This is a genomic window from Methylobacterium amylolyticum (genome assembly GCF_030700245.1).
Classification (GTDB): domain Bacteria; phylum Pseudomonadota; class Alphaproteobacteria; order Rhizobiales; family Beijerinckiaceae; genus Methylobacterium.
In genome coordinates this window covers 276,722-288,314 of the sequence record NZ_JAUYZI010000002.1, presented here as the reverse complement: position 1 = coordinate 288,314, position 11,593 = coordinate 276,722, and the positions used below count along the sequence as shown (strand labels likewise).

Sequence of the window (11,593 nt, the reverse complement as noted above, 5' to 3'; positions counted from 1 at the left end):
CGGGGGTGGGGGTGGCGTGGGGCGGGGGGGGCCCCCCCCCCCCCCCCCCCCCGGGGGGGGGGGGGCCCGGCGCCGGTTCACGTCAGCGACCCGAGTCCGAAAAGATCACTCGCAGACTTCGACGCGGCGGTAGGTGAACTCGCCGTCGCCGAGCCACTCCTTGCGGCGCTCGTAGTGGCAGATCGGGCCGCGGCGCTCGCGCACCACGATGGTCTCCGGCTCCTCCACGAGGACGCGGCGCGGGCGGTACTCCGGCGGCGGCGGGGGCGGGTTGCCGCCGTTGACCAGCGCGCTGCCGACCACGCCGCCGACGACGCCGGCCGCGAGGCCGGTGACGATCGCGCCAGTCTGGTCGCGGGCGACCGCCGGGGCGGCCCCGATCGCCAGGGCCGCGGCGAGGGCGAGGCCCCCGGCGCGGATCATCGTGAAGGAACCGTCGATACGCACGCGCAAACTCTCCCGTTCGTGTTGAGGTTGATTCAACACCGGGACGCTTAAGAATCCGTCGCTGGGCGGGGGCTGTGCTTGTGCCAGGTCAAGGCACGGATGGAGTCCGGCGCCACGCCGCCTCTGGGCACGCACATCGACGCGCGCGAAAGCGAGGCGACCCGGGACTGCGCGCGGCCACGTGGCATCGCGCTGCCGGATCGCGTCGCCGCGCGCGCGAGGACGGAGGCGGCGTCGAATCTCAGCGCCGCTGCCCCTGGAACAGCGGCTGGGCCAGCGCCTCGGTGCGGGCGCGCCACAGGTCGCGCTCCTCGCGCAGGGCGTCGCGCTCGGTGGCCAGCGCCGCCCGCTCGGCGCGGAAGCCCTCGCGGTCGGCGATGGCGCGGTCGCGCTCGGCCCGCAGGGCGTCGCGGTCGGCGCGCAGGCGCTCGTGCTCGGCGCGGGACGCGTCCCGCTCGGCCAGCAGCGCCTCCTGCTCGGCGCGCATGTCCTCCAGCGAGCCCATCTCCTCCTCGACGTGGCGGCGCAGCTCGCGGATCTGCTCGGCCAGGGCCGCCTGCAGCTCGCCCCGGCGCTCGTCCTCCAGGCGGAGCTTGGCCTTGAGCATCAGGTTCTCGGCCATCAGCTCGGACACGTCGGCGTCCTCGGCGGCCGGGGCGCGGGGCGCCTCCTCGGTCTGGACGAGGCGGGGGGACCACGCCGGCTCGGCCGCCCGGACGGGCTTCGCCGGCTCGCGGGCCTCGGACCGGATCTCGGGGCGGGCCTCCGGCTCGGCAGCGGGGGCGGCGTGGGCCTTCATCGCCGCGAGCCAGTCCCGGAGCGGGCCCGGAGCGGGGCGGCCGGCCTCGATCGGCGGCAGGGAGCGGGCGGGTTCCGACATCGGCGGTCGTCCTGGGGCAGGTGCTGAGCCCAGAGAATCGGAACATGCTTAACGTTCGGTAAAAGGCCGGTCCGCCCCCGCGCCGGCCGCCTCCGGACGCCACCGGCGGCGGGAAAATTGACTTTCCCCGGAGCGGCGGCTACGCCCCGGCCTCCCGATCGCGAGCAGATCGCCGACCCCGCCGACCGGTCCGAGAGGCCGGAGGCCAACGCCCGACAGCGCGTGTGCGCCCTCGGGCGCGATGGGCGTTGGCCGATCCGCCCCGGCGGGACTGGAACCCCGGGGGCATCCGCATGACGCAAGGCCACCACACACACGGTCCGGACGTGCAGGACGCGCTGAAGATCGAGGACGCGGTGAACGAGGTCTGCCCGTGGTCGGGCAAGCCGATCGCCGCCGATTCGCTGACCCTCTACAACGGCGCCGTGGTCGGGTTCTGCAATCCCGGCTGCCGGGACAAGTTCGCCCGCGCGATCCAGTCCTTCGAGGCCGGCCTCCAGGCGCGCCGCGTGTCGCGCGCCGGCCTGGAACAGTAACGGCGGATCCCGGGACAGCATGTTCGAAGGCCTCTCCGACCGCCTCTCCGGCATCCTCTCCGGGCTCACCCGCCGGGGTGCGCTCACCGAGGCCGACGTCACCGCCGCCATGCGCGAGGTGCGCCGCGCCCTGCTCGAAGCCGACGTGGCGCTGGAGGTGGTGCGCGGCTTCACCGACCGGGTGCGCGAGAAGGCGGTCGGCGCCGTCGTGCTCAAGTCGGTCACGCCCGGCCAGATGGTCGTCAAGATCGTCAACGACGAGCTGGTGGCGATGCTCGGCACCGACGCCGAGACGATCGACCTCAACGCCCCGGCTCCCGTACCGGTGCTGATGGTCGGCCTCCAGGGCTCGGGCAAGACCACCACCACCGCCAAGATCGCCCGGCGGCTGACCGAGCGCGAGAAGCGCCGGGTGCTGCTCGCCTCCCTCGACACCCGCCGCCCGGCGGCGATGGAGCAGCTCGCGGTGCTGGCCCGACAGGTGGGCGTCGAGAGCCTGCCGATCGTCGCCGGCCAGTCGGCGGTGCAGATCGCCCGCCGGGCGATGGAGGCCGCCCGCCTCGGCGGCTTCGACGTGGTGATGCTCGACACCGCCGGCCGCACCACGGTGGACGAGGCGCTGATGGCCGAGGCCGCCGAGGTGAAGGCGGCCACGGGTCCGCACGAGGTGCTGCTGGTCGCCGACGCCCTGACGGGTCAGGACGCGGTGAACACCGCCCGCGCCTTCGACCAGCGCCTCGGCGTCACCGGCATCGTGCTCACCCGCATGGACGGCGATTCCCGCGGCGGCGCGGCGCTGTCGATGCGGGCGGTCACCGGCAAGCCGATCAAGCTCGTGGGCACCGGCGAGAAGGTTGACGCGCTGGAGGAGTTCCACCCGGCGCGCGTGGCCAACCGCATCCTCGGCATGGGCGACATCGTCTCGCTGGTCGAGAAGGCGGCCGAGACCATCGACCACGAGCAGGCCCTGCGCACCGCCGAGAAGATGCGCAAGGGCAAGTTCGACCTCGAGGATCTCTCGATGCAGCTCGCCCAGATGGAGAAGATGGGCGGCATCGGCGGCCTGATGGGCATGCTGCCCGGCATGGGCCAGATCAAGAAGCAGGTCGAGGGCGCCAACCTCGACGAGAAGATGTTCAAGCGCCAGCGGGCGATCATCTCCTCGATGACCGCGCAGGAGCGCAAGAACCCCGACCTCCTCAAGAACTCCCGCAAGAAGCGCATCGCCGCGGGATCGGGCGTGAAGGTCGAGGAGATCAACAAGCTCCTCAAGATGCACCGGACCATGGCCGACATGATGAAGGCGATGGGCTCGGGCAAGCGCGGGATCGGGCAGGCGCTCGGGTCGATGTTCGGGCTCGGCGGCGGGGGCGGCATGCCCGGCGGGATGCCGGGGCTGCCGCCCGGCATGCCCGAGCCGACGCCGGAGCAGATCGCCGAGATCCAGAAGCAGTTCGGCGGCAAGCTGCCGCCGATGCCGCCGGGCCTCGGGGGCGGCAAGCTCCCCGGCCTGCCCGGCAAGATGCCCGGCCTTCCGGGCCTGGGCGGACCGAAGCTGCCGGGTCTCGGCGGCTTCCTGCCGGGGAAGAAGAAATGAGCGTGCTGGCGGGCCAAGCCATCGATCCCGAACTCGCGCGCCTGCGCGACAGCATCGACAATTTCGACGCGGCGCTGATCCACCTGCTCGCCGAGCGCTTCCGCTGCACGCAGCGGGTCGGCGAGCTGAAGGCCCGCAAGGGGATCCCCCCCTCCGATCCGGACCGGGAGGCCCGTCAGGTCGCCCGGCTCCGCACACTCGCGGTCGATGCCAAGCTCGACCCCGATTTCGCCGAGAAATTTTTGGCTTTTGTGGTCAAAGAGGTCATTCGGCATCACCAATCGATCAAAGCGGACCACGAATCCAAGATCGAGCAACAAGGAAAGTAGCAAACAATGTCGCTCAAGATCCGACTGACCCGCGGCGGCGCCAAGAAGCGCCCGTACTACCGCATCGTCGTGGCCGACGCCCGGGCGCCGCGCGACGGCCGGTTCATCGACAAGGTCGGCGCCTACGACCCGATGAAGGCCAAGGACGATCCGGCCCGCATCCAGCTCGACACCGACAAGATCCAGGGCTGGCTCGCCAAGGGCGCGCAGCCGACCGACCGCGTCCTGCGCTTCCTCGACCAGGCCGGGCTGGCCAAGCGCCCGGCGCGCAACAACCCGCAGAAGGCGGAGCCGGGCGACAAGGCCAAGGAGCGCGCCGCCAAGCGCGCCGAGAAGGCCGCCGCGCCGGCCGAGGACGCCGCCTGAGGCGAGGGCCATGGCGCGCCGCCCCGCAGGTCCCTCCCCCCGCGACGGCGGCCGCCGCGGCCGCACCGGCTCCGGCGCCATCGCGCCGGGCGCCGCCACCTCGGCCCGGGCCCCGGTCCCGAAGCCGCCGCCCGAGCCCGCCGACCCCGACCTCGTCCTCATGGGCGAGTTCGGGCGCGCGCACGGGCTGTCCGGCGAGGTCCGGCTGAAATCCTACACCGCCGAGCCCCGCGGCATCGGCGGCTACGGCCCCCTGGTCACCGCCGACGGGCGCGCGGTCACGCTCGGCGACCTGCGCCCCGCCCCCGGGGCCGCGCCGGACATGCTGATCGTCCGGGTGCAGGGGGTGAACGGGCGCACCGCCGCCGAGGCGCTGAACCGCCTCGCCCTCTACGTGCCCCGCGCCCGCCTCGGCAGCCCGGAGGAGGCGGACGAGTTCTTCTCGACGGACCTGATCGGCGCCACCGCCGTGGACGCGGACGGCAACGCCGTCGGCACCGTCGTCGCGGTGCCGAACTACGGCGGCGGCGATCTCCTCGAACTGCGCCCGGTATCAGGGGGCGCCACCGCGCTGCTGCCGTTCACGAAGGCGTTCGTGCCGGCCCTCGACCTGCCGGCGCGGCGGGTCACGGTCGCCCTGCCGGACGACTTCTTCGCCGCCCCCGGCGAGCGGCCGCCGGACGATCCGGGCTGAGCCGGTCTCGCCGAGGCCGGCTCGACGCGTCACGGGGCGACCTCCATCGCCGCCCGGGCGATGCGCAGGGGCTCGGCGCTCTTGGCGAGGGGCCCGTCGAACGGGCGCTCGTGCAGCGCGATCAGGCCGAGCGTGGCCACCATCGCCACGGAAAAGAGCGTGAGCGCGGTGAACTGGGCCGGAGGCCGCTCGACATGGACGAGGGCGAGCGCGGCGAGCGTCAGGGCGGCCAGGATCAGCAGGGTGAGCCACTTGGTGTCGTCGGCGGAGGCGGCGCTGAGGGCGAGCCGCTCGCCGCGGTCGGCGCGCAGGGCCATCGCCGCGTTGAGGAGGGCGGCGTGGGTCGCCGCGCCCGCCTCGGCGGAGATCTTCGGATCGGCGATCGTCGCGAGCAGGCGGCCGAGGCGCCGGCCCGCCTCGGGGGCGGAGGCGCCCTCGCTCATGCGCGACCATTCCACGCCGATCACCGCGTCGAGATACTCCGCCAGCCCCGTGCGGATGGTCTTCATGTCGGAGACCGCGGCGAGGCTGAGGTCGTGGATCGCCAGCGCGTTCGCGCGCTCGGATTGCAGCACCCGGGACGCCGCGCGCTGGCGCTCCCAGGCGTCGTTAGCCACGAAGCCGGTGAGCAGGGCGAGCAGCGTCGAGAACACCGCGAAGTAGGTGGGGACCATGCCGGTGCCGGCCCAGAGCATCGCCGGCCGCGTGACGCGCAGGACGGTGATCAGCCACAGGGTGAGGCTGACGACGACGAACGGGATCGTCAGCAGGACGAACCCCGTCCAGAGGGGCTGATCCAGCCAGAATTCGAGGAACATGCGAGGGCCTGCGCGAGGGGCGGTCTGCCCGCGATCCTCGCACCCGTTGTCTGAGAAAGGGTGAAGGCGCCCTACCGCTTCGCCCGCGTCGCCGCGTCCCGGCAGGGCCGGATCGCCCCGGGCTTCGGCCGCTTGTCCGGCGCGGGGGCTGCGAACACCATCAGGTAGCCGACATCGCCGGTGAGCGGGTGGAAGCCGATCTCGCGGTAGCCGGCGGCGGCGAGTTCGCAGCGCAGCAGCGCCGGCGGCGTGCCGTGGCGCGAGGGGATGTCGTCGGCGTCGACGATGCCGACGCGCCCGCCGGGCTTCATCGCCGGCGCGAGGTTGTGGAGCAGGCCGTAGGGCTGGCTGATCTCGTGGTACATGTGCACCAGGATCGCCGCGTCGAGGGAGGCCGGGGGCAGGCGCGGGTCGTGGGCCGCGCCCCGCACCACCGTGACGTTCCCCAGGCCCTTCACTCGCCGCTCCAGGTCGGCGAGGTAGGCGGGCGTCACGTCCTCGGCGAAGACCCGCCCCGTGGGGCCGACCAGCGGGCTGAGGCGGGTGACGTGGTAGCCGTTGCCGGCGCCGATATCGGCCACGCTCTCCCCGGGCTTGATGCCCATCGCCCGGGAGATCTGGCCGAACTCGTCGGCCTTGTCCCGGTCCGCCTCCACCGCCCATTGCGGCGCGACGATCTCGGCCACCGGCCGGTCCGGCTTCGGGAAGCTCCTGGCCGGTTCGCCCGGCGGCCCGAGCGGCCCGGCCGCGGCGGCGGGCAGCGCGAGGGCCAAGAAGGCCGGAACGAAGAGGGCCGAAGTGAGGAGGGCCGGAGCGAGGCGGGCGAGGGCGGCGCGGATCATCATCGGTCCACCATACCCGAAGGCCGGCCGCGGCGCCCGTGCCGTTGACCGGGCGGGCACGCCCGCGCCATCAGGCGCCATGACGCGCGACGACGGACACGGCTGGCGGGCCACGGTGCTCACCCTCTACCCGGAGATGTTCCCGGGCCCCCTCGGCCTGTCGCTGTCGGGGGACGCGCTGGCGCGGGGCGACTGGACCTGCGAGGCCCGCAACATCCGCGACCACGGCCTCGGCCGCCACCGGGCGGTGGACGACACCCCCGCCGGCGGCGGCGCCGGGATGGTGCTGCGCTGCGACGTGCTCGCCGCCGCGATCGACGCCGCGGCCCCGCCCGACGACCCGCGCCCGCGCCTGCTGATGTCGCCGCGCGGCCGGCCGCTGCGGCAGGCCCGGGTGCGCGCGCTCGCCGAGGGGGCGGGCGTGCTGATCGTCTGCGGCCGGTTCGAGGGGGTCGACGAGCGGGTGATCGCCGGCCGGAACCTGGAGGAGGTCTCGATCGGCGACTACGTGCTCTCGGGCGGCGAGATCGCGGCTCTGACGCTGCTCGACGCCTGCGTGCGCCTGCTGCCCGGCGTGATGGGCAAGCCCGCCTCGGGCGTCGAGGAGAGCTTCGAGGGCGGGCTGCTCGAATACCCGCACTACACGCGGCCGCGGGACTGGGAGGGCCGGGCGATCCCCGACGTGCTGTGCGGCGGCAACCACGGGGCGATCGCCCGCTGGCGGCGGGCGCAGGCGGAAGCCATCACGGCCGAGCGGCGCCCGGATCTGGATAGAGGCGACGATCGTCCCGATCCGTGAACGGATCGGCGCGCCGGACTCGTCCCCGGCTCTCGGAACCCCGCGCGTCCCCTCGTCTCCGTTCCTGATCCCCTTGTGGGGAGGTGAGGTAGGCTGGTTGCCGACGCGCCTCAGGCCGGCTCCAAATCGAGCACCGGGCCGTCGGCGTCGAAGCCGAGGGCGTCGCGCCGCAGGGGCTGCGGCGCGGGCCGGTCGAGGCGCACGCCCCGCCGCAGGCGGGATGCGGCGGCCAGCAGCACGGCCAATAAAGTTCCGGCCGCCAGAACGACGGCCTCGTCGACAGTCATGACCGTACCTCTACGCAACGCGGTACGCCGTTCAGGCTAGAGCCCCGGGCTTAATCGACGGTTGTCCGCCCGGGCGCCGCGCCGTCCCGACCGGGGTCAGGCGCGACGGCGCGGCGATTCTGCAACCCCGGACACGGGCCGGGGGGCTTGCCTCGCGCCCCCGATCCGGCGCATGCGGGTCGGCGGGACACTCCTCCCCAACGAGGAGCGCCCATCTGGAAGGATGGATAGGATGAACGCTCGACCCCACGCGCGCCCGCACGTGCCCCACTTCTCGTCCGGTCCCTGCGCCAAGCGCCCCGGCTGGACCCCGCAGGCGCTGTCCGACGCGGCGCTCGGCCGCTCGCACCGCTCCCCCCTCGGCAAGGCCAAGCTCGCCCGGGCGATCGACCAGACGCGCTCGGTGCTGCGGGTGCCCGCCGATTACCGCATCGGCATCGTGCCGGCCTCCGACACCGGCGCCGTCGAGATGGCGATGTGGACGATGCTGGGCGAGCGCCCGGTGGCGGTCGCCGCCTGGGAGGCGTTCGGCAAGGAGTGGGTCACGGACGCGCTCAAGCAGCTCAAGATCGACCCGACGATCCACCAGACCCCCTACGGCACCCTGCCGGACCTCGCGGCGATCGACACGAAGACCAGCGACGTGGTCTTCACCTGGAACGGCACCGCCGCGGGCGTGCGCGTGCCGGACGGCGACTGGATCGCCGCCGACCGCGAGGGGATCACGATCTGCGACGCGACCTCGGCGGCCTTCGCGCAGGCGCTGCCCTGGGACAAGCTCGATGTCGTGACCTTCTCCTGGCAGAAGGTGATGGGCGGCGAGGCCGCGCACGGGATGCTGATCCTCTCCCCCCGCGCGGTGGCGCGGCTGGAGAGCTACACCCCCGCCTGGCCGCTGCCGAAGGTGTTTCGGCTCACCAAGGGCGGCGCGCTCATCGAGGGCATCTTCCAGGGCGAGACCATCAACACGCCCTCGATGCTCGCGGTGGAGGATTACCTCGACACGCTGGCCTGGGCGGAGGGCCTCGGCGGCCTGCCGGCGCTGCACGCGCGGGCCGACGCCAACGCCGCCGTCCTGCACGACTGGGTGGCGCGCACGCCCTGGATCGACAACCTCGCCGCCGACCCGGCGACGCGGTCCAACACCGGCGTCTGCCTCGTGATCGCCGACGCGGACGTGCTCGCCCGCGGCGACGCGGCGGTGGCGGCGGTGGCCAAGGGCATCGCCAAGCGGCTGGAGCACGAGGGCGTGGCCGACGACATCGCCGCCTACCGCGACGCCCCCGCCGGCCTGCGGATCTGGTGCGGGGCGACCGTCGAGCGCGCGAACCTCGAAGCGCTCACGCCCTGGCTCGACTGGGCGTTCGCGGAAGAGAAGGCGGCACTGCTCGCCAAGGCCGCCTGAAGAGGGCCACTTCCCTCCCCCTTGTGGGGAGGGATCGAGGGTGGGGGTGGTGCAGACGGCACCGCTCCGATCCCTCCTGAACCACCCCCACCCCTACCCCTCCCCGCAAGGGGGAGGGAGGACGCGCGGTGATCGCGCGCCTTCCAGGCCGCGGAGGCCCACGCATGCCCGCACAGTCCCAAAAGAGAGTCCTCGTCTCCGACGCCCTGTCCGAGGCGGCGCTGCGCGTCTTCCGCGAGCGCGGCGTCGCGGTCGATTTCCGGCCCGATCTCGGCAAGGACCGGGACGCGCTGATCCGGGAGATCGGCGCCTATGACGGGCTGGCGATCCGCTCGGCCACCAAGGTCACCCCGAAGGTGCTCGCCGCCGCCGAGCGGCTGGCGGTGATCGGCCGGGCCGGCATCGGCGTCGACAACGTCGACGTGGCCGCCGCCACCGCCCGGGGCGTGATCGTGATGAACACGCCCCACGGCAACGCCATCACCACCGCCGAGCACGCGGTGGCGATGATGTTCGCGCTGGCCCGCCAGATCCCGCAGGCCGACGCCTCGACGCAGGCGGGACGCTGGGAGAAGAACCGCTTCCTCGGCGTGGAGCTGACGGCCAAGACCCTCGGCGTCGTCGGCTGCGGCAACATCGGCGCGATCGTCGCCGACCGCGGCATCGGCCTGCGCATGAAGGTGATCGCCTACGACCCCTTCCTCTCGGCCGAGCGGGCCGTGGCGCTCGGGGTCGAGAAGGTCGAGCTGGAGCAGCTCCTCGCGCGCGCGGACGTGATCACCCTGCACGTGCCGCTCACCGACAAGACCCGCAACATCCTCTCGGCCGAGGCGCTCGCCCGGACGAAGCCCGGGGTGCGGATCGTCAACTGCGCCCGCGGCGGCCTCGTGGACGAGGCGGCCCTGCGCGCCGCCCTCGATTCGGGCCAGGTGGCGGGGGCGGCCTTCGACGTGTTCGTGACCGAGCCGGCGCTGGACAACCCGCTGTTCGGGCACCCGAACGTGGTCTGCACGCCCCATCTCGGCGCCTCGACGGCGGAGGCGCAGGAGAATGTCGCGCTCCAGGTGGCCGAGCAGATGTCGGCCTACCTCGTGGACGGGGCGATCTCCAACGCGATCAACTTCCCGGCGATCAGCGCCGACGAGGCGCCGCGGCTGCGGCCGTTCGTGGAGCTGTCGGAGAAGCTCGGCTCGTTCCTCGGCCAGCTCACCGAGGCGCCGGTGACGGGCATCCGCGTGACCTACGAGGGCGCGGTCGCGGAGATGAACACCCGCGCGCTCACCGCCGCGGCGGTCACCGGCGTGCTGCGGCCGTTCCTGCCCGACGTGAACATGGTCTCGGCCCCGGCCATCGCCCGGGAGCACGGCATCGTGATCGACGAGATCAAGCGCGAGGGCGGCCACAGCACGTTCGAATCAGTGGTGCGGATCACCGTCGACGCGCAGGACATGCCCCGCGACGCCGCCGGCACGGTGTTCCACGACGGCAAGCCGCGGGTGGTCGAGATCCGGAGCATCGCCGTGGACGCGGCGTTTGCGCCGCACATGCTCTACGTGCGCAACCACGACAAGGCGGGCTTCATCGGCCGGTTCGGCAGCGTGCTCGGCGAGGCCGGGGTGAACGTCGCGACCTTCGCGCTCGGCCGCGAGCGCGAGGGCGGCAACGCCATCGCCTTCGTGGCGGTGGACGGCCCGGTCCCCGAGGCGGTGCTCGCCGACATCGCCGCGATCCCGCAGGTGAAGCGGGTGCGGGCGGTGCGGTTCTAGAGCATCGTCCCGAAAGGTGGTCGCCGGCTTTCGGAAAAGATGATGCAAATCAGAGGTCTAGCGCATCGTCCTGGATCCGGTACCCAGGACGATGCGCGAGGACTGCACCGCCTCAGGCGTCCTCGCCCAGCAGTTCCTCGACCACGCCGGGACGCCGCTCCACCATCGCCAGGAGCACGCGCGCCGGCCCGTCGGGCTGGCGCCGCCGCTGTTCCCAGCCCCGGAGCGTCCCCACCGAGACGCCGATGGTCGCCGCGAAGGCGGGCTGCGCCAGCCCCGTCCGTGCCCGGATCGCGGCCACGTCGAGGTCCCTCGGGACGCGCACCCGGGTGCCCTCAGGGGGCGTGCCCTGCGCGTGGGCGAGCGCACTATTGAGCCCGCCCATGATGCGGGTGAAGCTGTCGGTCATCGCGGATGCCCCTCCTCGGCAGCCTGGGTGTCGCGGCGACGAGGCCATCAATTCCGGCTCCGCCCGCGGAACTTGGCTTTGATAGCGGTCGTGATGGTCTTGAATTGGTTGACCTCCGCATCGGTGAACGTCTCGCGGTCCCCCTTGCTGAGGACGGCGATGAGATAGACGGGAAGCGCGGCGCCAAGGTAGATCGAGACGATCCGGAAACCGCCCGACTTGCCCTTGCCGCGCCCGGCCAAGCGGCCCTTGCGCACGCCGCCCGAGCCTCGGATCTCATCGCCGTAGTCGGGAGACTCGGCATAGAGATCCGCGGCCCGGTCGCGGTCGGCCTCGGTCATGCCGGCCCGCTTGGCGTCCGCCAGATAGTCCGGCGTCTCGACGATGGTGTGCAACGGGAGCGCCACACCACGATCGT

The 11,593-nt window shown here is 73.2% G+C and carries 15 protein-coding genes; 8 read left to right on the top strand and 7 right to left on the bottom strand.

The genetic code is table 11. The features are described 5' to 3' along the window. Positions 1-105: 105 nt before the first annotated feature. Together Q8W71_RS03115 and Q8W71_RS03110 are read right to left on the bottom strand one after the other, a co-directional pair. Positions 106-447 carry a hypothetical protein gene (locus Q8W71_RS03115; protein ID WP_370875321.1) on the bottom strand — a complete coding sequence of 114 codons (342 nt, stop codon included), beginning with the start codon at positions 445-447 and terminating at the stop codon, positions 106-108. A 241-nt stretch (positions 448-688) separates the two neighbouring features. Beyond that, positions 689-1,327, bottom strand: a complete 639-nt coding sequence (locus Q8W71_RS03110; RefSeq protein ID WP_305523843.1) for an ATPase — start codon at positions 1,325-1,327, stop codon at positions 689-691. 293 nt (positions 1,328-1,620) lie between these two features. Here Q8W71_RS03110 and Q8W71_RS03105 point away from each other — a divergent pair, with 293 nt between their 5' ends. The 5 genes from Q8W71_RS03105 to rimM are packed head-to-tail and all read left to right on the top strand — an operon-like array spanning position 1,621 to position 4,849. Continuing rightward, on the top strand, positions 1,621-1,863 hold the full coding sequence (locus Q8W71_RS03105) for an eL24 family ribosomal protein (RefSeq protein ID WP_305523862.1): 243 nt from the start codon (positions 1,621-1,623) through the stop codon (positions 1,861-1,863). Between the two features lie 19 nt (positions 1,864-1,882). Beyond that, a complete protein-coding gene (gene ffh / locus Q8W71_RS03100; protein WP_305523842.1) occupies positions 1,883-3,460 on the top strand; it encodes a signal recognition particle protein in 1,578 nt (525 codons plus the stop codon). Further along, the gene (locus Q8W71_RS03095) at positions 3,457-3,789 is read left to right on the top strand and encodes a chorismate mutase (RefSeq protein WP_305523841.1); all 333 of its coding nucleotides are present in this window, start codon (positions 3,457-3,459) and stop codon (positions 3,787-3,789) included. The genes ffh and Q8W71_RS03095 overlap by 4 nt, the downstream gene beginning before the upstream one ends. Positions 3,790-3,795: 6 nt before the next feature. Continuing rightward, positions 3,796-4,155, top strand: coding sequence for a 30S ribosomal protein S16 (rpsP, locus tag Q8W71_RS03090; RefSeq protein ID WP_305523840.1), 360 nt, complete (start codon positions 3,796-3,798; stop codon positions 4,153-4,155). A 10-nt stretch (positions 4,156-4,165) separates the two neighbouring features. Continuing rightward, positions 4,166-4,849, top strand: coding sequence for a ribosome maturation factor RimM (rimM, locus tag Q8W71_RS03085; protein ID WP_305523839.1), 684 nt, complete (start codon positions 4,166-4,168; stop codon positions 4,847-4,849). A 29-nt stretch (positions 4,850-4,878) separates the two neighbouring features. Here rimM and Q8W71_RS03080 read toward each other — a convergent pair whose 3' ends face one another. Both Q8W71_RS03080 and Q8W71_RS03075 read right to left on the bottom strand, forming a co-directional pair. Further along, positions 4,879-5,667, bottom strand: coding sequence for a bestrophin-like domain (locus tag Q8W71_RS03080; RefSeq protein ID WP_305523838.1), 789 nt, complete (start codon positions 5,665-5,667; stop codon positions 4,879-4,881). 71 nt (positions 5,668-5,738) lie between these two features. Further along, positions 5,739-6,512 carry a class I SAM-dependent methyltransferase gene (locus tag Q8W71_RS03075; protein ID WP_305523837.1) on the bottom strand — a complete coding sequence of 258 codons (774 nt, stop codon included), beginning with the start codon at positions 6,510-6,512 and terminating at the stop codon, positions 5,739-5,741. A gap of 76 nt (positions 6,513-6,588) precedes the next feature. On the opposite strand from Q8W71_RS03075, the gene trmD reads away from it, so the two are divergent. Next, positions 6,589-7,308 carry a tRNA (guanosine(37)-N1)-methyltransferase TrmD gene (gene trmD, locus Q8W71_RS03070; RefSeq protein WP_305523836.1) on the top strand — a complete coding sequence of 240 codons (720 nt, stop codon included), beginning with the start codon at positions 6,589-6,591 and terminating at the stop codon, positions 7,306-7,308. A 110-nt stretch (positions 7,309-7,418) separates the two neighbouring features. Here the strand turns inward: trmD and Q8W71_RS03065 are convergent, their stop codons facing one another. Continuing rightward, the gene (locus Q8W71_RS03065) at positions 7,419-7,595 is read right to left on the bottom strand and encodes a hypothetical protein (protein WP_305523835.1); all 177 of its coding nucleotides are present in this window, start codon (positions 7,593-7,595) and stop codon (positions 7,419-7,421) included. Positions 7,596-7,827: 232 nt separating this feature from the next. Between Q8W71_RS03065 and Q8W71_RS03060 the strand changes: the two genes are divergently transcribed. Together Q8W71_RS03060 and serA are read left to right on the top strand one after the other, a co-directional pair. After that, positions 7,828-9,000, top strand: a complete 1,173-nt coding sequence (locus Q8W71_RS03060; protein WP_305523834.1) for a phosphoserine transaminase — start codon at positions 7,828-7,830, stop codon at positions 8,998-9,000. A 164-nt stretch (positions 9,001-9,164) separates the two neighbouring features. After that, the gene (gene serA, locus Q8W71_RS03055) at positions 9,165-10,766 is read left to right on the top strand and encodes a phosphoglycerate dehydrogenase (RefSeq protein ID WP_305523833.1); all 1,602 of its coding nucleotides are present in this window, start codon (positions 9,165-9,167) and stop codon (positions 10,764-10,766) included. Positions 10,767-10,878: 112 nt separating this feature from the next. Here the strand turns inward: serA and Q8W71_RS03050 are convergent, their stop codons facing one another. Further along, positions 10,879-11,175, bottom strand: a complete 297-nt coding sequence (locus tag Q8W71_RS03050) for a helix-turn-helix domain-containing protein (protein ID WP_305523832.1) — start codon at positions 11,173-11,175, stop codon at positions 10,879-10,881. 47 nt (positions 11,176-11,222) lie between these two features. Further along, entirely contained in the window at positions 11,223-11,582 is a 360-nt protein-coding gene (locus tag Q8W71_RS03045; protein WP_305523831.1) for a type II toxin-antitoxin system RelE/ParE family toxin, read from the bottom strand. Positions 11,583-11,593 lie beyond the last annotated feature (11 nt).